The organism is Nostoc sp. PCC 7524, from assembly GCF_000316645.1.
GTDB lineage: Bacteria > Cyanobacteriota > Cyanobacteriia > Cyanobacteriales > Nostocaceae > Trichormus.
Genome location: NC_019684.1, coordinates 1443614 through 1464589, shown reverse-complemented (window position 1 = coordinate 1464589; position 20976 = coordinate 1443614). Strand labels below are relative to the sequence as shown.

21 protein-coding genes and 1 pseudogene are annotated in these 20976 nt (G+C 38.9%); 19 read left to right on the top strand and 3 right to left on the bottom strand.

The annotated features are described in order from the left end of the window. Positions 1-65: 65 nt before the first annotated feature. The 19 genes and pseudogenes from NOS7524_RS06170 to NOS7524_RS06085 all read left to right on the top strand — a co-directional run bounded on the left by NOS7524_RS06170 (position 66) and on the right by NOS7524_RS06085 (position 18529). A complete protein-coding gene (locus tag NOS7524_RS06170; protein ID WP_015137616.1) occupies positions 66-659 on the top strand; it encodes a DUF4255 domain-containing protein in 594 nt (197 codons plus the stop codon). Then, positions 649-1350 (top strand): carboxypeptidase regulatory-like domain-containing protein, encoded by a 702-nt coding sequence (locus NOS7524_RS06165; protein WP_235622405.1) that lies wholly within the window; start codon positions 649-651, stop codon positions 1348-1350. Before NOS7524_RS06170 ends, NOS7524_RS06165 begins: the two co-directional genes overlap by 11 nt. A 43-nt stretch (positions 1351-1393) precedes the next feature. Beyond that, positions 1394-2839: a phage tail sheath family protein gene (locus NOS7524_RS06160; RefSeq protein ID WP_015137614.1), complete on the top strand. Its 1446-nt coding sequence runs from the start codon at positions 1394-1396 to the stop codon at positions 2837-2839. Positions 2840-2896: 57 nt separating this feature from the next. Beyond that, positions 2897-3997, top strand: a complete 1101-nt coding sequence (locus NOS7524_RS06155) for a phage tail sheath family protein (protein ID WP_015137613.1) — start codon at positions 2897-2899, stop codon at positions 3995-3997. 32 nt (positions 3998-4029) lie between these two features. Further along, positions 4030-4470, top strand: coding sequence for a phage tail protein (locus NOS7524_RS06150; RefSeq protein WP_015137612.1), 441 nt, complete (start codon positions 4030-4032; stop codon positions 4468-4470). A 116-nt stretch (positions 4471-4586) separates the two neighbouring features. Continuing rightward, positions 4587-4949, top strand: coding sequence for a hypothetical protein (locus NOS7524_RS06145; RefSeq protein WP_015137611.1), 363 nt, complete (start codon positions 4587-4589; stop codon positions 4947-4949). Between the two features lie 17 nt (positions 4950-4966). After that, positions 4967-5101, top strand: a pseudogene (locus NOS7524_RS31075) (DUF6760 family protein); the annotation flags it as partial. A 9-nt stretch (positions 5102-5110) separates the two neighbouring features. Next, positions 5111-5593, top strand: a complete 483-nt coding sequence (locus NOS7524_RS06140; protein ID WP_015137610.1) for a phage tail protein — start codon at positions 5111-5113, stop codon at positions 5591-5593. A 4-nt stretch (positions 5594-5597) separates the two neighbouring features. Next, positions 5598-7025, top strand: coding sequence for a hypothetical protein (locus NOS7524_RS06135; RefSeq protein ID WP_015137609.1), 1428 nt, complete (start codon positions 5598-5600; stop codon positions 7023-7025). After that, entirely contained in the window at positions 7022-7681 is a 660-nt protein-coding gene (locus tag NOS7524_RS06130; RefSeq protein WP_015137608.1) for a CIS tube protein, read from the top strand. Before NOS7524_RS06135 ends, NOS7524_RS06130 begins: the two co-directional genes overlap by 4 nt. 3 nt (positions 7682-7684) lie before the next feature. Beyond that, positions 7685-8749, top strand: coding sequence for a phage late control D family protein (locus NOS7524_RS06125; protein ID WP_015137607.1), 1065 nt, complete (start codon positions 7685-7687; stop codon positions 8747-8749). Further along, the gene (locus tag NOS7524_RS06120; protein ID WP_015137606.1) at positions 8746-9459 is read left to right on the top strand and encodes a phage baseplate assembly protein V; all 714 of its coding nucleotides are present in this window, start codon (positions 8746-8748) and stop codon (positions 9457-9459) included. The genes NOS7524_RS06125 and NOS7524_RS06120 overlap by 4 nt, the downstream gene beginning before the upstream one ends. Next, a complete protein-coding gene (locus NOS7524_RS06115; RefSeq protein WP_015137605.1) occupies positions 9459-9845 on the top strand; it encodes a GPW/gp25 family protein in 387 nt (128 codons plus the stop codon). The genes NOS7524_RS06120 and NOS7524_RS06115 overlap by 1 nt, the downstream gene beginning before the upstream one ends. Before the next feature lie 6 nt (positions 9846-9851). Further along, positions 9852-13328 (top strand): baseplate J/gp47 family protein, encoded by a 3477-nt coding sequence (locus NOS7524_RS06110; RefSeq protein WP_015137604.1) that lies wholly within the window; start codon positions 9852-9854, stop codon positions 13326-13328. 42 nt (positions 13329-13370) lie between these two features. Next, on the top strand, positions 13371-14324 hold the full coding sequence (locus tag NOS7524_RS06105) for a baseplate J-like protein (protein WP_015137603.1): 954 nt from the start codon (positions 13371-13373) through the stop codon (positions 14322-14324). Then, positions 14305-15927: a phage tail protein gene (locus NOS7524_RS06100; protein ID WP_015137602.1), complete on the top strand. Its 1623-nt coding sequence runs from the start codon at positions 14305-14307 to the stop codon at positions 15925-15927. The genes NOS7524_RS06105 and NOS7524_RS06100 overlap by 20 nt, the downstream gene beginning before the upstream one ends. A 19-nt stretch (positions 15928-15946) precedes the next feature. Continuing rightward, positions 15947-17833 (top strand): hypothetical protein, encoded by a 1887-nt coding sequence (locus NOS7524_RS06095; protein ID WP_015137601.1) that lies wholly within the window; start codon positions 15947-15949, stop codon positions 17831-17833. A 20-nt stretch (positions 17834-17853) separates the two neighbouring features. Further along, complete coding sequence (locus NOS7524_RS06090; protein WP_015137600.1) at positions 17854-18282, top strand: hypothetical protein; 429 nt, start codon at positions 17854-17856, stop codon at positions 18280-18282. A 7-nt stretch (positions 18283-18289) separates the two neighbouring features. After that, positions 18290-18529 (top strand): hypothetical protein, encoded by a 240-nt coding sequence (locus NOS7524_RS06085; protein ID WP_015137599.1) that lies wholly within the window; start codon positions 18290-18292, stop codon positions 18527-18529. 159 nt (positions 18530-18688) lie between these two features. On the opposite strand, the gene hisI is transcribed toward NOS7524_RS06085, so the two are convergent. The 3 genes from hisI to NOS7524_RS06070 all read right to left on the bottom strand — a co-directional run bounded on the left by hisI (position 18689) and on the right by NOS7524_RS06070 (position 20933). Continuing rightward, complete coding sequence (gene hisI / locus NOS7524_RS06080) at positions 18689-19033, bottom strand: phosphoribosyl-AMP cyclohydrolase (protein WP_015137598.1); 345 nt, start codon at positions 19031-19033, stop codon at positions 18689-18691. Between the two features lie 102 nt (positions 19034-19135). After that, complete coding sequence (gene folE, locus NOS7524_RS06075; protein ID WP_015137597.1) at positions 19136-19786, bottom strand: GTP cyclohydrolase I FolE; 651 nt, start codon at positions 19784-19786, stop codon at positions 19136-19138. Between the two features lie 97 nt (positions 19787-19883). After that, on the bottom strand, positions 19884-20933 hold the full coding sequence (locus NOS7524_RS06070; protein ID WP_015137596.1) for a CobW family GTP-binding protein: 1050 nt from the start codon (positions 20931-20933) through the stop codon (positions 19884-19886). Positions 20934-20976 lie beyond the last annotated feature (43 nt).

The following is a 20976-nucleotide window of genomic DNA, read 5'->3' as shown; positions in this document are numbered from 1 at the left end:
AGCAGTAATTTCATTGTATTAGTTTGCAAATGCTACTGCGTTATCAAATACACATTGTTTAGATTATGTTAGATGGTCTAGACAGCACTTTAGAATTACTCCTAAAGCGAGAGCTTCCACCTGATATTCCTTCTGGAGACACGGAAGTTTTTATCAGTTTTGTGACTCCCTATCAAGGAGCAATTAAACAAAAGCCAGCGATTAACTTATTTCTTTATGATGTACAGGAGAATCTAGAGTTACGCAACAGTGCATGGTCAGTGGAACGCCAAAGTAGTGGCCGAGCCAAGAGAAAACGTCCCCCAGCTAGGGTGGATTGTTCCTATCTAATTACTGCTTGGCCACAAAATGACGAGGATGTGCAGACAGAACACCAACTTTTAGGAGAAGTGATGAAGGTGTTACTGCGATATCGCAAACTTCCCGAAAATTTTGTTGCAGATAACTTAGAAGGACAAGAACTTCCCTTGAGACTGATTAGTTTACGTCCGAGTAACTTACAAAGTTTTGGGGAATTTTGGCAAGCAATGGGAGGTAAAGAAGGAACTAGACCCAAGGTTGTTTTGCATTGTACTGTGACTATCTCTGTTCCTGTAGATGAAACTGGGGAAGAGGTGCGACTGGTGGGAGTTTATCAACCTAAGACAGGTGACAGGTGACAGGTTACAGGTTACAGGTTACAGCTATGAGTCAATGGTATTAGGAGTAGCGATGCTTGAGCTATCTATAGTTAACCAACAAATAGCGATCGCGGGTAAAGTTTTGCAAGGAGAAACTGAAAAAACTATTTCTGGGGCAATAGTTGAAATTATCGCCATGCCAGAAAAATTTCGAGCTATTTTATCCCTAAAAGCACTGCAATATGGTTCGCAATGGGAAAAAATGAGCGCGCGACTTGACCGCAAAATGACCAGTATTGATGGTTATTTTTACTTTACTAATTTACCCCCTGGAGACTATCTTCTAGAGGCATCTTTACCTACTAGCCTAAATCGATACAAAAAAGTCAGAACCACAGCAAAAGTATCTGCACCTGTCAATGGCAAAATACCTACAACAATGACGGAGATTGTGCTTTCACCTACTGGCATTAAAGGCACAATTACTGATGTCAATGACCCCAAAAAGTTGATTGCCAATGCCAAAATTCAAATCCAAGATAGCGGAGATAGCACCATTAGTGACCAAAAAGGGAATTATCTATTAATTGACTTAAAATCACCCCCATCAGGTCAACGGAATATTACCTTGATTGCCTCAGCTACAGGTTATCAACAAGTTTCCCAAACCCTAAAAATTCAGCGTGGAGAAGTAATTTCTGAGCAAAATTTTGCGCTGATAGCTAAATAAATACTCACTATTTTCTGATTTATCACAGCCAGGAGTTCATCAAATGCCAACCTATCTCTCCCCAGGTGTTTACGTCGAAGAAATAGCTTCCGGTTCTGCGCCAATTGTGGGAGTTGGAACCAGTATTGCGGCTTTTATTGGTACAATAAAAGCTAATGCTTGGTCATCAAATAAGACTAGCAGCCCATCAGTTAGGTCTGTGGGTAGCTCGACAAATCCAGATGAAATTGGTACAGGGCAAGGTGGAACCAAAAAAAATTATTCATTAAAAACAGGAGATTACCCTGTAGTTACTACCTTGGGGACGTATGGGTTTTTCGTGGATGGAAATCCTGTAGTTTTAGATGACACAAACCCTATTACTAATAATGATGCAGATAAATCTGCAACTATAAAGTTTAAAGATGCGGTGACTTCAGGGGCAAAAATTACCGGATATTATCAAGTTGAAGTACCTGCAACAGTGACTCCTATAGACCCTAACATTGCTCAAGAAGGGGAAATTAAACTCTGTACAAACTTTAGTGAATTTAAAAAATTCTTTGGTGATTTTTTACCCCCTACTGGCGATACCGAAGGGCAAAACACCCTAGCTCATGCGGTTTATGGCTTTTTTAGAAATGGTGGAACGCGTTGTTATGTCACCTGGATAACTGGAGAAAACAAAATCCGTAGTGTTTTAGAGGAGTTGGAAGCAATTGATGAGATTAGCATCATTGTTGCACCAGGAAATCTAGCTTTGCGAGATGATATTAAAGACCATTGTGAAAAAATGGGCGATCGCATTGCAGTTCTTGATAGTGAGAAAGACATCACCCTCAGTGATCCTAAAGAGGTACAAAAGCTCAAACCCTTCAATTCTACCTATGCAGCTTTATACTTCCCGTGGATTCAAGTGTTTGATCCAGCCAGCAATAGCAATATTTATATTCCCCCAAGCGGTCATATTGCCGGAGTTTATGCACGGGTAGATGGACAAAGGGGAGTATACAAAGCCCCAGCCAATGAAACTATTTTGGGAGCCTTAGATTTAAGATACAATCTCAGCAAAGCTAAACAAGATGGTCTCAATCCCGATGGTATTAACGTGATTCGCAAGTTAAACGGGAATATCCGCGTTTGGGGTGCGCGTACTTTGGGCGGAGATGCTAATACAGAATTCAAATACGTCAATATTCGCCGCCACTTCAGTTATTTGAGAGATTCCATTGATAAAGGGACGCAATGGACTGTATTTGAACCCAATACTCCCGAACTCTGGGCAAAAATCCGCCGCAATATCAGTGCTTTTTTAGTCATGGAGTGGCGCAGAGGTGCGTTGTTCGGCACAACACCCGAAGAAGCTTTTTATGTAAAATGCGATGCTGAAAACAACCCCCCAGAAGTGCGGGATTTGGGTCAAGTTGTCACAGAGATTGGCCTAGCAGTAGTTAAACCCGCAGAATTCGTAATTTTCCGTCTCAGTCAATGGGCTGGTGCGGGGAAATAGGAATGGGTAATAGGGAATAGGCAATAGGCAATAGGTAATTGACTGTGTGTGAATCTGATGCAAACTAGAGAATCAAAAATACCGGGTATCTCTCTTAATAATGTTGTTCCTACACCAGAACCTGAGTTACTGACAGGGGTGCCGGTATTCTTTGGTTTGGCATCGCCTGGAGTGAACGAAGTTAAAAGGCTGACCTTAGCAAAGCATTTTCAGCAGTATTTTGAGAAAGCTGAGGGTTATTTAGCAGATGCGATCGCAGGTTTTTTTGAAAACGGAGGTCGTCTTTGTTATGTGATCGCCTTATCTGACAATACCCTGAAAGCTCTCAAAGAAGGTTTAGAGGCTAGCGAAGTCTTAGAAAATGTCGATTTGGTTTGTGTACCGGACATCATGCGGCTGGCGGATGCGGAAGTCGTGGCAATGCAGCAAGCAGTTTTAGAACATTGTGAACGCATGGGCGATCGCTTTGCAATTCTTGATGCTTTCAATGATGTACAAAAACTGAACGAGCAACAGACAAAACTCATGAGCCACAACGCTGCATTATATGCACCTTGGCTAAAAGTAGAATCTAGTCCTGATCCTATTCCCCCCTGTGGTCATATTGCCGGGATATATGCAACTTGCGATCGCACAGTCGGAGTACATGGCGCACCTGCAAATATACCCCTAGAAGGCGTATTGGATCTGAGTTTTTCCTTCACTTCTACTGAACAAGAACAGTTGCATCTCACAACTGGCAAGAGAGTCAATTATATCCGTAGCTTTCCAGGGCGAGGAATGCGAGTCTGGGGAGTGCGTACCCTCAGCCCCATCACGGAATGGCAATATGTCAACGTGCGTCGTATATTTCTCACCTTCGGACGCTGGGTGAATCTTAACTTAGCCGATACAGTGTTTGAACCTAATACTTTCCCTTTATGGGTGCGACTGCAAAGGGAATTAGGAGTTTATTGTGAATCCCTGTGGCGACAAGGTGCGCTACAAGGTGCTTCCCCCCAAGAGGCATTTTATGTCAAATGTGATGCCGAAACTAACCCAAGAGAAAATCGAGACACGGGAAAGGTAGTAGCAGAAATTGGTTTAGCCCCCACCATCCCCGGAGAATTTATCCAACTATTACTGGTGCAAAGTAGTAGCGGTATTTCACTTACTTAATTCAATTTAAATTTGTTGCAGGAGATTATTTTATGCCGACAATTTCTAATCCCCACGATCCCTACAGTGGTTATAACTTCTGGGTGGAATGGGATGGTATTGTTCATGCAGGGTTTCGTGAATGTAGTGGTTTAACAGCAACTCGTAACGCCGGAACTTACAGAGAAGGAACAGATAAAGCATTAAGCCAACGTCAAATTCCCGGTCTGAATAGTTATGGCAATATTACCCTCAAACGGGGAATTACTGACAATCAAGAACTGTGGGAATGGCACAAAAAATTACAAAATGGTGAGGCAGATCGGCGTAACCTTTCGATTATTTTAGCCGATGACAAAGGAGAAGAAAAAATTCGTTGGAACTTAGAAAACTGTTGGCCGACAACTTGGAATGCACCTGATTTCAATGCTACCTCTGATGAAGTGGCGATAGAAACATTAGAGTTAGTGCATGAAGGCATAACTGTTGGTTAGAAACTAGGGAGTAGGGGTATAGGAGAGAAAAACTAATTGCCTATTCCCTATTGCCTCTTAACTATTGCCTATTGCCTATTCCCTATTGCCTTTAATTATTGCCTAACAACAAAATCATGCAGCAAACTGAATTTCCTTTTATCTTACCTCAAGGATATCTCGACTCAGAAGGTAATACTCATAATGAAGGCATGATGCGCCTAGCAACTGCCTATGATGAAATTGCCCCAATGCGAGATCCCAGGGTACAGAAAAATCCTGGTTATTTGGTGATTATTCTCTTAGCTAGAACAATAGTCAAACTAGGAACTTTAGACCAAATTAATACCAAAGTAATCGAGGGTTTATTTTCAGGAGATTTAGTCTATTTACAGGATTTTTATCAAAGAATTAACCAAAATGGTCATAGTCGTTTAAGGGTAGCTTGTCCCCATTGTGAGGGAGAGTTTGAAGTGGAAACTGTGCCGGTGGGGGAGTAGTTTGCTACCCCACAGAAAGACTGCTGGAGGAGGTAGCCTACCTTGCTTATCATTTTCACTGGTCTTATGAACAGATTATGGGGATGGAACACCGAGAACGTCAGCAGTGGGTGATGCAGGTAGCACAAATTAATCAGCGACTTAGCGAGTAAATAGAAAAAATGAATCCCAGACTTATCGCCCTCAATGCTGCTTTAGCCGCAGGTTCAACAGCCAGTTTACTAGGACACGACCCCTATATGGCTTATAACTTCGCTGTAGAAATTGGTGGAGTTGTTGTTGGTGGTTTTAGCGAAGTTAGTGGTTTAAGTAGTGAAATTGAACTGGAATCTTATGAGGAGGGAGGATTAAATGATTATATTCATAAATTTCCCAAACATACCACCTATCCCAATTTAGTTTTAAGTCGAGGATTAGTAAATATTGATTTATTTTATATTTGGTATAAAGCCACTAGCCAAGGGTGGATTCAGCAATTAAATGGGACAATTCTCGTACTTGATAATCAGCAAATTCCGGTAATGTGGTGGACGTTTAAAAAAGCATATCCCGTCAAGTGGGAAGGACCCCAATTTAACGCTAGTAACGATGAAATTGCTGTAGAAAAAATTGAACTGGTGCATCAAGGAATTTCTAAGTTATAGAATTATGACAAATTCTTTATCAAATTGGCAAGATGTCCTGGATCATCGGTTAGTAAATCGCCTGACGCGTCCGTTACGTCAACCAGGAATGATGAATATGGCGATGGGTCAGCGTATTATTAATCGTTGCGATCGCTTTTTAAATCGCTTACCCCTGCTCAATCAACAAATGCAACGTTGGGGTAATACCAATACTCTATCATCAGAGTCGATGCCTATTGTATATGCACAGCCCATAACATTAGCAAAAGTACAGCCAATAGAAAATAGATTAAGTAATTCTCAATCAATATTCTCCACTGCTAACATCTCTAATACTATCATTCAACGAAAATTAGATAATTCTCAATCTTTACCAATTCCAACAGACTTATCAAACTCTACTTTTACAGATAAAACTACCCAATTTCTAAATTTAGAAACCCAAATTAATCAATCTGAAATTAATTCCCCAGAAATTCCAGTAGTTTCACCACAACCAACAACTGAAAAATTGCCATTACCAACACTCCCAGAAGTTAACAACCAGCAAACAGAAAATCAAACACCTGCGACTCTCCGCGCCTCCGCGCCACTGCGCGAACCAAATCAACCTATCCAAAACACCGAATTAAATATCTTAGCTCAAAGTGCGATCGCTGCATCAGAGAATCCAGTAGTCACACCCCAACCCATAACTCAGACTTCTGATCCATCAATACCGATTCTTCCAGCAAAGATACAAAATCCTTCTACATCACAGTCATCTGTTCCTATTAACAACCAGCAAACAGAAAATCAAACACCGCCAACTCTCCGCGCCTCCACACCACTGCGTGAACCAAATCAACCTATCCAAAACACCGAATTAAATATCTTAGCTCAAAGTGCGATCGCTGCATCAGAGAATCCAGTAGTCACACCCCAACCCATAACTCAGACTTCCGAACCATCAATACCGATTATTCCAGCAAAGATACAAAATCCTTCTACATCACAATCATCTGTTCCTATTGACAACCAACAAACAGAAAATCAAACTCTTACTCTCCGCACCTCCGCACCACTGCGTGAACCAAATCATATTAATCTCCCCCCTACAAAAACTAATAAAACTAACAATAATCAAAACATTTCTTTCCTTCCCCTAGTTCCCGTTATATCACCAATTAACCCACCCTTAAAACCTCAATCTTTACCTTTACCATTAGCTAAAACAACCCCATCATCAAGGAGTAATAACCAAACATCAAACCGCAATTCAACATCTCATCAAGATTATTCATCTCCTAGGAAAAACTTCGCTCCTGCTGTCTCACCAACAGAAACCGTAGTTTCTCCTATAGCAACCAGAAATGTTGATATTAACGTTAACGCTATAGCTAGCCAAGTTGAACGCAAACTGATGCGTCGGTTAGTCATTGAAAGTGAACGTAGAGGGAAAAATCGATGACACTAGAAAAATTAACTATCAAAATAGAATCGGAAAAAGACAAGTTTAATGATAAATTCAAAGTCCTGTTTAATCCTAATCAAGTAGAAATCGTGAAAACAGGCTGGACAATGCAACAGTATGGCCCAGTTGCATCAAAAGAATTAACTCAACTCAGTCTGGATTTATTCTTTGACACCACATTGATGGGATTCCCCCCAGAAAATGTCCAAAACTATACCCGCAAAATTTTTAGTTTAACTCAACCGCGCATTGGCACAAATCCCAAACGTCCCCCTCGTTGTCAACTAATTTGGGGAACTATCTCTGGTAAAGATAGCGTGTTATTACCTGACGGTTTTTTAGAAAGTGTCACTAAAAAACTGACTCACTTTCTGGAGGATGGGACACCTGTCAGAGCCACCTTAAGCTGTACATTTAAAGAGTGGAAAGAACCGAAAAAAAAGGCAAAAATTCTGAATCCCATTGATGATCCTGTCAGAATTGTGAAACGGGGAGAAACTTTGAGTAGTATTGCCACTGAAGAATATGGTGATCCTTCTCTATGGCGTGTAATTGCGGTAGAAAACAAGTTAAATAATCCTCGTATATTAAATCCTGGTACTGTGTTGACGATTCCTCCTTTGCGAATTACTAACTTGAGTCAGAAGGAGTAAATCATGCCAATTGATGCTTCCTTATTAAATCCTCGTCTCCAAATTTTTGTTCAAGGCAAACCCTTAAAGACAGACATAGAATTGGATTTGATCTCCGCATTAGTGTCTGAGGATTTGGAAGCTCCTAGTATGTTCGAGCTACGATTAGTGACTTGGGACATCATAAAACAACAAATGACATGGGTTGATGACACAGTATTTGATGTGGGTAATGAAGTAGAAATTAAGATGGGTTATGAAGATGATATTCAAACTGTGATTGTGGGGGAAATTACAGGATTAGAACCAGAATATACCCTAGATGATTTACCAATATTAGTAGTGCGTGGTCATGATTTGCGCCATCGGCTGTTACGAGGAAGACACACAAAATCATTCCTAAAAATTAAAGATAGTGAGGTTGTTAATCAAATTGCTAGAACTAACGGACTTACAGCAAAAGTTACCGATAGTAAGGTTAAGTTAGAGTATATCTTGCAGCACAATCAGACAGATTGGGAGTTTTTAAATGAAAGAGCTAAACGCATTGGTTATGAAGTAGCAATCGATGAAAACATTCTTTATTTTCGTCCCCATCAAAATACACAAGATAAACTTTTGACTCTCACGTATCCAGAAAAATTACAGGAATTCATACCCCGACTAAGCACTATGAATCAGGTACAAAAAGTAGAAGTCAGAGGTTGGATTTCTAAAGACAAGAAAGAGGTAATAGGTAAGGCGGGGGTAGGACAAGAAGGTGACACAATGGGAGGTTCAACCTCTGGAGCTAAAGCAGTTAAAAAAGCTTTTGGAGAATCTAGCCAGACGATAGTCAGTCAACCTGTATCAAGTAAAGAAGAAGCCGATAACATGGCGTTGGGGCAGTTTCAGGATATGGCGATCGCCTATATTACTGGGGAAGGAGCTTGTCAAGGTAATCCCAAATTACGCGCCGGGAAAGTAATTGAAATTTCTGGTGTTGGTAAAAGATTTGGCGGACTTTATTATCTCAATAGTGTGGAACATTCTTATATATGGGATCAGGGTTATAGAACTTCATTTACTGTCAGGAGAAATGCCACATGAATGGACTAGATTTGTTAATAGGTAATCAAAATCACGAAAATCAGCGTTTTTATGGGGTAACAGTTGGTATAGTAACTAATAATCAAGATCCAGACAAATTAGGACGAGTCAAAGTAAAATTTCCTTGGTTATCTGACGCAGAAGAAAGTTACTGGGCAAGGGTTTTGACTCCAATGGCAGGAAATGACCGTGGTATTTATTTTCTGCCAGAAATTGATGATGAGGTTTTAGTTGCTTTTGAACAAGGTGATATAAATTATCCTTACGTTCTTGGTGCTTTGTGGAATGGGAAAGATAAACCACCAGGGAAAAATGATGATGGCAAAAATAATCAACGCATGATTAAATCTCGAAGCGGTCATCAGATTATTTTAGATGATACTGACGGGGAAGAACAAATTATTATTCAAGATAAGACTGGTAAAAACAAAATCGTAATTAATTCTAAAGAAAATACTATGAATCTTCAAGTTGACAAAGATTTAACCATTGCTGCTAAAGGAAAAATTATTTTAAACAGTAGTGATGATGATATTTCGATTGAATGTAAAAATTTGCAAATAAAAACTCAACAAAATTATCAATTAGAAGCAGGTGCTAATTGTACTATTAAAGCTAAATCAAAATATGAATTAGAAGCAAGCTCTGGTTTAGGAATTAAATGTTCAGCCGGCGTAAAAGTTAATGATGGTGCGTTGGAGGTGATGTAATGGAAGTTGATTTTTTAGGTGTGGGATGGACGCTACCTGTCGAACGTAATGCACAGGGTCAAATTGAGATGGCACGATATGAAAATGCTGTGAGTAACTCAATTTGGATGATTCTCAGTACAGCTAAAGGAGAACGGATTATGCGTCCTGATTTTGGCTGTGATATTCACGAAAAGGTGTTTGCTCCTAATAGTTTAGGAACAATTGGACAAATTGTCAGTGATGTTAAAGATGCCTTAATTGAATGGGAACCTCGCATTGATGTTTTAGATGTGGATGCAATTCCTGATCCAAGTCAACCAAATGTGATTTTAATTCAAATAAATTATCAAATTCGCACAACAAATAATATTTTTAATTTGGTTTATCCTTTTTATATACAGTGATTGTTTATGGCTTCCTTACCTCCCAAAATCGACCAGCGTACCTATGAAGAAATTGTTCACCAAACTGAAAGTTTAGTAGAGCAATTTACCGACTGGAAGCCTGCACCTGAAGGTAAAACAGATGCAGGAAGGGCATTAATTCGCATATTTGGACGGATGGTGAAGGTGGTAAGCGATCGCCTCAACCAAGTCCCTGAAAAAAACTTTTTAGCCTTCCTTAATTTAATTGGTGGAGAACTCAAACCACCCCAACCGGCAACAGTTCCCTTAACCTTTTACTTAGCACAGGGAAGTACCACAGATGGCTTAGTTCCTGCTCATACTCAAGTTTCTGCACCACCAGCCGAAGGTTCAGAGGCAGAAATCGTATTTGAGACAGATCGGGAATTGGTTGTCACAACGACGCAATTACAAGCTGTATTTCTGCGCGAACCAGATGAGGATAAGTATAGAGATTGTACCCTAGAAGCCACAGGACAAAACGATGCAGCCTTCTGGGCTTTCGTAGGCGATCGCCCCATTCCCCATTCTCTTTATATAACTTGTCCCGAAATTTTTGATTTACCAGAGTTAAAAGAATTAAAGCTAACTATTACTACTAATAGTATCAATCAATTTCAAAGTCTACCTTTAAATTGGTCTTATTGGGACGGTTCTCAATGGCAAGCTATTGCAACTCCTAGCATCAGCCTTGACAATAATCAATCTACAATTACTTTTACTTTTGCTAATTTACCTATTCCCACCCTCTTTGAACTTCAGGGAAAAACAGCGAAATGGTTGCAAGCGAAGTTAACTAATATATCCTCTTTATCTGCAAATTTACCTCAAATTACTAATCTTCAAGGTAGCATCAAGATTAAGCAATCTAATTTAATTCCTGAAGTCTGCTTATTTAATGCTACTCCTTTAGACCTCACCAAAGATTTTTATCCTTTTGGTGAACAGCCAGGAATTAATGATACATTTTATATTGCTTTACATGACGCTTTTATTAAGCCGGATGCAACTATTACTATTGATATCTCTTTAGCTCGTCAACTTGACAATATAAACGACTTAAAAATTATTTGGGAAATTGGTAATGGTCAAATTTGGCGAGAAATAGCAGATAAAAATAATCAAGTAAAATGGGTAAATACATCCTCCATAATTCAGTTTATAGAAAAAGATATCCAGGCAAAGTTAAAATTTCCTAATCGAGAAAATCTTCCTAATCCTAGCACTGTTAATGGCGAAACTCGCTATTGGATTCGCGCACGCATAATTCAAGGTCATTATGGCAAAGCAGCAAGTGAGCGCACATATCCTGTTTATGATGACTTAGCAATTATAAGAAAAGAAATACTCAAAGATAATAACGTAATTGAAGTTGATACTCTCGATTTATTTAAAGAGAATGATAAAATTCGGATTCTTCCTTTGAAAGATGGATTTCCAGAAGAAAATCAAATTAATGCTATCGATAAAAATGGCAATAAGCTGACGCTAAAAAACAAAATCTTGAATAACAAGTTGGAAATTGGCACTCGGATTATGCGTAAGTCAATTATTACGGAAACAATTCCGCCAACTTACGATCCACCTCTGATTAAATCTTTAACAGTAACCTATGATTTTACTATTGAAGAAAACGCCATTTATTGTGCAGAAAATGATTTTATCTATTCTTACCCAGGAGAATCTTTTCAAGCATTTACACCGACAATAGACAAAGAACCAAGCCTATATCTCGGATTTGATCAATCATTTAATAATAAAACAGTTACTCTCTATGCCCAGGTTGAAGCCCCATCACCAGATGAATTATCAGCTGATATTACAACAGCAACAGTCATTACAGAACTAGCAAGAGATAAAACACTACAACTAGCTGATGTCACTGGTTGGCGAAAAGGCGATCGCCTGCAAATTCAAAACCCTATCAATCCTCAACAATACGATAACTATACTATTAGTGATATTAGCGGCGAACAAGTTACTATCAATCAACCTCTGCCACAAGATTATCCTCAAAACACCCCAGTTCTTCGTCCCCAACAACCCCAATTAGTTTGGGAATATTCTAGTCCTTTAGGTTGGCAATCATTAGGGGTAAATGACGAAACTCAAGCATTTTCCCAACGAGGTTTAATTCAATTTATTGCTCCCGCAGATTTTAGCCCCACAGAAACCTTTGGAAAACAACTATATTGGTTGCGAGTGCGTTGGGTAGCTGGTAACTTCCGAGTAAAACCTCGTTTACGTCGCTTGTTAACTAATACTACTTGGGCAGTACAGGCAATAAGTTTGAAAGAAGAAGTTTTAGGTTCAAGTAACTACGAGCCAAATCAGATTTTTGTGGCTAATAATACCCCCATTTTGATGGGAGAGCAGTTAGAAGTTCAAGAAGGACAAATTCCCTCTGGCATAGAATCGAATCGGATCAAAGTAATTGCAGATAATGTGGGAGAAATTGAAGAAGTTTGGATACTCTGGCAGGAAGTAGCAGATTTTTACGGTTCTAGTGCCAGCGATCGCCATTATATTTTAGATCGACAAACCGGAGAAATTCGCTTTGGCAACGGGCAAGCCGGGATGATTCCTCCCAGGGGGCGTAATAATATTCGGCTATCTTTTTATCGTACTGGAGGAGGTAAACAGGGAAACGTCACCACACAAACCATTAGCCAATTAAAAACTACTATCCCCTACATTGATCGGGTAATTAACCTAGAAGCAGCAGGCGGAGGAGCGCAACAAGAGACTCTAGAACGCCTCAAAGCACGCGTACCCAAGCAACTACGCCACCGCGATCGCGCTGTTACTCTTGAGGATATAGCAGATTTAGCTTATGAAGCTTCTACAGATGTGGCTAGAGTTAAAGTAGTCACACCAGATTTACTGACAGCTAATTTTAGTCCACTCAATGAAAGACTTTGGCTCGATCCTACCAAACCAGATGTGACATTTGCAGATACTTTGAGTGGGAAATTGCAGGGTATTAACTCCACCACCGAAGCCGCTAACTTTCAAGAAATGTTGGAGGAAATTAACCGCCGTGCTGGGCAAGTTAAACTGATTATTCTCCCCCAGAGTAGCGATCGCCTACCCACCCCCAGTTTAGCCCTACTAGAGCAAGTCGAAACCTATATTCGTTCCCGTTGCGAAGCCACAGTAGATTTAGTAGTGACAGCCCCCAGATGGCAAGAAGTCAGTGTGACTGCAACCATAACCCCTGTGTCCCTCGAAAACGCAGACATGGTGATCAACATTGTCAAACAAACCTTAGAAACCTTTCTCCATCCCTTAACCGGAGGAACAGGGGCGGGGTGGCAATTTGGACGCTACCCGCAAAAATCTGATTTTTACGCCATTATTCAATCCATTTCGGGAGTAGATCATGTTAATTCTTTAGAAGTGAACTTACCTTCATCACTCACAGCCGATTCCTTGATTTACTCCGGCAATCACATTGTGAAGGCAATAGGCAATAGGCAATAGGCAATAGTTCTTCTTCCCCATCCCCCATCGCATCTACCTATTATGACTTTACCCCTACCCAACCTAGATGATCGCACCTATGCCAACTTAGTAGAAGAGGCAATTTCTCAGATTCCTCTGGAATATCCAGAATGGACAGATCATAACCCTACAGACACGGGAATTATTCTGATTGAATTATTAGCATGGTTATCAGAAATGGTTCTTTATCGGGTTAATCAAGTTCCTGATGAAAATTACGCGAGTTTTTTAAGTTTACTCAAAGGAGATGAATGGCAGTTACCTATTAATGTTTCTACCCAGGAACGACAAAAAATTTTGCAATGGGAGATTCAGAAAACTTTATTAGAATTACGCCAAACTTATCGAGCCGTTACACCAGAAGATTATGAAAAATTGGTGCTTGATGACTGGAATCAATCACAAGATGCTAATGGTTTAAAGATTGCCCGTGTTAAATGTTTGGCACAACGAAATTTAGAGTTACAAGATAACAAGATTGCTAAGGGACATATTAGTTTAGTGGTTGTTCCAGAAAATGATAGCCAAGACAATCAGGTAAAAGATAAATATACAGCCTTGTTTAAGTTTCTTGATCATCGCAAACTTTTAACTACTCGCCTGCATATCGTTGAACCTGAATATATATCTCTAACTATAGAAGCTGAATTAGTGCTTCAGGATGGCGCACAAGCAGAAAACGTTAAAACACAGGCACAACAAGCAGTAGAGATGTTTTTTGCACCCCTGCGATCGCAACAATATTGGCAGGGACAAGGATGGCCTTTTGGGCGGAGTGTGTATCTATCAGAATTGTATAAATTATTAGATGATTTGGAAGGTGTAGATTATGTTGAAAATTTGCAAATTAAAGACAAAGATAAAAACTCTAAAACTGAAATTTATTTAGCAGAACATCAGCTAGTTAACATCGATATCAAAAATAGTAACTTTACAATATTGGTACAAGTTGGTAATGAACGCAAAAAACTCTAAATCAGTTAGCACCTATCATCAATATTTACCAGCTATTCTCCAACAAGATATTTTTATTGGGCAGTTTTTGCTGGCATTTGAAAAGATTCTCAGTGGACTAGATGAAAGTCCTAGCAAAGAGCAAATTATTACAGCTAATAATCAAAATATTCCTGGTTTAGAAGAGATTCAAAATATTCCTGGTTTAGAAGAGATTATTGATAATATTCATCTTTATTTCAATCCTCAACGCACTCCAAAGGAATTTTTACCTTGGTTAGCAGGTTGGGTAGCCTTAAGTTTACGCAATGACTGGCAGGTAGAAGTTAAAAAAGCATTTATTCAAAAAATTGTCAAACTATACCGCTTGCGGGGAACTAAGCAGGGATTAATTGAAATTCTGAAGATTTATTTACAAAACTCTGGATTTGGTGAAAATGTTGAAGTCTTCGACCACTTTGAGCATTTTCCCCATTATTTTCAAGTACAATTAACTTTACCAGACCGCGACCCGGATAAGTATTGGCGACAGGCTAAAATTGCCAAAGCAATTATCGACCAAGAAAAGCCAGCACAGACATTTTACACCCTAAAGATACTTGTACCAACGATGCAGCTTACCAAGCGATCGCACGTTGCTTATCCTTTCAAATTATTTGCACCACCACAAAATCAAAGATTTGCTATAGAAATAATCATTACTCCCAATAACAGCAATAGTGTACCCATGAGTCAATTAGCTAAACAGTTAGCTATTCAGATGCAAGGTAACTTGAAATTAATTACCTATGGCTCACCTGAAATTAGTATTAAAAATAAATCTTTTTCAGTTAAATACAATTTAGATTATCAGCATTTCCAAAGGAACTTAACAGGGTTTTATGCCACCTTATCAAATTGTACAGATAAAGTCTTTCAAGGTAATTTAGCAATTAATCTAGAATTTTACATCAATGATATTAAACATACAAATACACTACTAGAGCAGCCTATAAATTTATCTCCAGTTCTCAAAATTTGTAGTAAAAATAAGCGGGGAGAAATTATTGCAGGCAATACAATATTTCAACAGGCTAGCCAGCCAGAACCATCAGGCATGATGCTAACAAAATCAATATGGACTAACCCCTATATTTTTCAAACATTTGCAGCACCTAAAATTCAAGAATTACAACCTAAGATAATTGCACTTATTGAAAAAATAGAACTAGCAGCTATTGTAGAAATTACTCAGCCTAACTCAATTGATTCTGATTTGCTTAATAAAATTACAGTTCGTCTACAAGATAAAGTCTCTGATGATCATTTATTAACTCCAGAAACTACCATTGATCAGAATAAGATTACAATTAAGCGCACTCTCTATTATCAACAATTTATGCAAACTATAGACCAGTTAGCAGTCAGCATTAAAAATCTTAATCCTGTAGACATTTCCGGAAAAGTAATCGTGCAAGTTGATTTAAATATCAATCAGCTTGTATCTACTTATAAATTACTAGAAAACACCTTTAATCTCAAAGCAGTTCCCACCCATGATATATTGCAAATTTGCAGTAAAGATGAGGAAGACAAAATTGTTGCTGGTAACACCATTTTAGGAACAATCAGTCAATCAATATAGCTAAAAACCAGGAGAAGATATGGCTAAAACTACCGATTTCACTAACTTTGCTAATGAACGTCCTAACTATTTCCCAGGGCAATATTTGCTAGAAGATGATTTTGAACTGCAACATAAATATTTGAGCGATCGCCAACGCTATTATCATCAAAGTCTACATATTTCAGGAATTATTGAAGGTTTGGAAGTTGAAGTTGTTCAAGGTAAAAAAGAAGTCCAAATTCAATCAGGCTCGGCAATAGATCTTAATGGCAATTTGATTGTTTTAAAAACAAATATTACCTTCTCTAACTTTAATAATATTAATGAAGGTTTGCTTTATATCCAATATGCTGAAGAGCCACAAAATCAACAGCAAAAAGATATACCTGATAGCTATACTCGTTTAAGTGAAAAGCCCATTTTGGGATTTGCATCTCAAATTCCTGAAAACATCATCGCCATCAAGCTAGCAAAATTAACAATCAATCAAAATCCTATTATTCTTGATCCTAGCGTGCGAGAATATTCAGGTTTGTCCTTACCCAATGCTAATAGTAAAGCTTTAACCTTACGTTCCGCAGGAAGTGCCAATCCTAACTTAGCAGTGTTGACAGGTAGTTTACAGATTGATGAGAATTTAACAGTAAATGGGACAATTTCCGGAAAAATCGATGCCATTAACATCACAACAGGACAATTAGATACTGGAAGAATACCTAATTTGTCGGCTGATAAGATTATCTCTGGAACATTCAGTGTTAATCGGATTCCGAATCTACCTGCTGATAAAATTACTTCAGGAACAATTGCTGGGGATTTAACTGTTAATGGTGCCGCTAAGTTGGGATATGAAAGTAATATCTCGGATTTTAGCATTCCTCTGATGTCTGGTTTTTATCAAAATAATGGTCAAAACATTCCAGGAGATGTCCCGGATACATCACACGGTTGGACACATCTCATCACTGCTAGACATAGTAATACCAATAATAATCATCAACTCCAAATAGCTGCTTCCTATCAAAGTAATGATCGAATTTTCTTTAGAAAGATTGCGGATAATGGAACTTCAAATCCTACTTGGAACGAAGTTGCAACACGAGGTACTAATACCTTTGATGGTACTCAAACTATTAGCGGTAGTTTAACAGTTAATGGCTCTGTTCAAGTAGGCGGATTTACTGATGGTGATCAAGATGAATGGCCTAAAGTTACTTGGTACCGCGATATCAGTAAAAATTGGGATGAAGGCTTAATTAAAAACAGTGCAGCTAGAGGATATTTTAAAAAAGCAGGATACGGTATTCACTTCCATCAAAGCAGACAATTTAGTTTGTGGTCCACTAATTGGGATGCCTTATTTGCTGTTGAAGGTCAGACAGGAAATACTTATATTAAAGGCAATTTAACCGTAAATAGTGCAATTACACCCAGTGCTGGCAGTGCAGAAAATAATGGCATTATGTTTCCTAAAGATCCTGGTGGCGGTAGTGGTGATGCAGCATGGATACGCTATTATTCACGCAACCCTGACTCTCGTAGTGTGCCACTTAGAGAGCAGATGACTTTAGAAATTGGCACATCAAATGATCCACAAGATCATATTGCCTTGATGGCTTCTGGCGGGGTGGGAATTGGCACAAATGAACCAGCAGCTAAACTAGATGTTAACGGCTATATATTTGAAAAATTAGATGTTATTCAATGTAACAATCGAGGTGATTGGGGAAGTGCAAATCATCCAATTAAGGTTTATTTTCAGACCAGATTAGCTGGAAAGCCTGTAGGTACTATGATGAGGGCAATTCAAGATCATCCATCTTGGAGAGGGCATTATTGGCAAGCATGGGTTGATGCTGATAGAAATATCCGAGTAATTCATAATTCTATCAATTCAATACACCTTGCAGATAGAAATACTTAATTAAACCTATCTCATAAACAATGGCAGACTTCATTCTCATGACTGGCGATAAAGCCATGTTTAACCCTAACTTTGGACAAGCAATTGTCACCGTGCGCCCCGGAGATTTAATCGGCACAGGCAAAGATAAAATTAATGGCAAACTTGTCTGTGTCGATGGTGATGAGAAAAAAGTCATCGTCCCTGGCTGCACCTATATGACACCTCAATACAGTATTCCAGGTATGGGAATGCTTTTTATTGAATCCTTGGCTGGCAACCAAAAAGCCCAAAAAACTAAATCTAGCGGAAAACCTGTACTGCTCAAAGGAGGGCAATTCCAAGCCAAATTTACAGTGCTTGTTCCCGCACAACAACCATCTGCACCCAGTCCCATACCCGATGCTACCCCCCAATATTCTGGTAATGGGACATTTCTTTCTATGAATTTCAAAGTTAAAGGAACCTAATTCAATCATGAAAGAACAATTAGAAAAACGCCTTACTGAACTCAAAGCTGAGTTAGCATCAGGACAAAAATTTATGGCAGAGTTAGAGGCGAAACAAGCAAATCTGCGCGATACATTACTGCGAATTAGTGGCGCAATTCAAATTTTGGAAGAACTTACATCTACCACTGAGCAGAATGGATATGAAAACCATCACGAAGTACAAGAGGAATCAAACTTTCAATATCAAGTACAAGATGAAAGTTAACAAGAGACATCTCTAGAAATTAAATATGCGTTTTCCAGAAACCTTGTAGAGACGTTTCATGGAACCTCTCTACTCTACTTTTTTGGAGATGTCTCAGAGGCTGTTTGAAAAGTGGTTGGCTTTGATTTCCGATACTTATTGAGCATTCAACAGCCCAAATTAATCATTTATTGGCACACTATTAAAAAAGCAACTTCTGGCTCCAGTGTGACAAGCAATATCACCAATCTGCTCAATCTTTAGCAGAATAGTATCACCATCACAGTCATAAAAAAACTCTTTTAGTTTTTGGATATGACCAGATGTTGCACCTTTATGCCACAATTCAGAACGAGAACGACTCCAATAATGAGCCTCACCGGTGGATAGCGTTTGATGAATTGATTCAGCGTTCATCCAAGCCATCATTAATACTGTACCATCACGGTAGTCTTGAGCGATCGCCGGAATTAAACCTTGCTCATTAAACTTTAAACATTGTATAACTTGAGTGTCTACAATCATCGTCTCTAACCTCTGAAACTCAACGAAATCAAATTAGATGAAAAATGTAGAGGTGAAAAATTTCTACCTCTACACAGCACGCGCTAAATTTTCATTGATGACTTAGTGAAACTTGGCGTTGTGTCGAATCAAATTCATAAATTCCTCGCGAGTACGTGCATCTTCTGCAAATACACCACGCATGGCACTGGTAACAGTCCAAGAACCAGGTTTCTGCACACCACGCATCACCATGCACATATGAGTAGCTTCGATAACTACAGCTACCCCTTGCGGTTTGAGTAAACCTTGCAACGCATCTGCAATTTGTAGAGTGAGGCGTTCTTGTACTTGCAAACGTCTAGCATACATCTCACAAATCCGAGCAATTTTTGATAAGCCTATCACCTTGCCATTGGGAATGTAAGCAACATGAGCGCGACCAATAATTGGTAGAATATGATGCTCACAGGAACTGAAAATATCGATGTCCCGAATTAATACCATTTCATTGGCATCTTCTGTAAATACTGCCCCATTCAGCAGTTCATCTAAAGACTCATGATACCCTTTAGTCAGAAACTGTAACGCTTTCACAACTCGTTTGGGAGTATCTAGTAACCCTTCACGATCAGGATTTTCTCCTAATCCAATCAACAAAGTTCTTACAGCCTGCACCATTTCTGCTTCTGTGACAGTTAGTGACTGTTGAGTAGATAACGATGATACCACCTGAGCAGCAGAATTTGTATCGGGACGAATCGATAAAGTCATGTTCTTTTGTTTAATCGGTATAGATTAGGAGCTAGTTAATCGTTCAAAGTCATGAAACACGATTAACTAACTGGGCTGATTGCTTAACACTTCTTAATCATACCAAACATTTGTTAAGCTGTGTATAAATTTGTTGAGAATCTAATTTTCTCCCGATAAAAACTACCTGATTTTTAGGTGGACTACGCCATTCATCAGCGTGTAGATTATAACGAGGGCCACTTAGTTGAAAAATATGGCGTAATTCACTATCACTAAACCACAAAATTCCTTTAGCACGAAACACATCTTGAGGCATTTCTTCGGTGAGGAAGTTCTCAAATCTATGAACATCAAATGGTTGATCAGATTGAAACGAAATCGAGACAAATCCATCATTTTCTAAATGGTGGGAGTGATGTGGGTGATGATGGTGTTCATGATGATGATGTTGATGATCATGTTCGTGATCATGATGATGTTGATGATGATCTTCTGCCTCATGAACAGTATAATCATCTATTGGAGTTAAACCCACACCTAAGATTAAAGGCAATGGGACTTCACCATGTTGAGTGTGAAGAATTCTCGCCCCATTTTTGATATTATGAATGTAGCTTTCTACTGCTTGCACTTTTTCTGGAGCAACCAGGTCTATTTTATTGAGGAGAATCATATCTCCATAGGTAATTTGTTTTAAAGCTGCTTCACTATCAAAATGTTCGGGATTAAAGGTTTCAGCATCAACTACAGTCAGAATAGAGTCGAGGTTAGTTAAATCCCTCAGTTCTGTTCCCAAAAAAGTTAGAATAATTGGTAATGGATCAGCGACACCAGTTGTTTCAATGACCATATAATCAATACGGTCTTCTCGTTCTAAGACTCGATAAACAGCATCAACTAGACCATCGTTGATAGTACAGCAAATACAGCCATTACTGAGTTCTACCATATCTTCGTCAAGGGAAACCAGCAGTTGGCTATCAATATTAATATCACCAAACTCATTGACGAGAACAGCGACTTTTAAATCTTGTTTATTCTTGAGAATTTGATTCAGCAGTGTAGTTTTACCACTCCCTAAAAATCCTGTGATGATAGTAACAGGCATTCCGCGTTTAGGAATATCAGGAATTAAATTTGGAGTTGGTGCGGTGACAGTATTCATATTGCAATTTGATGTTTGTAAACTACTAAATTAAATGGTTGTT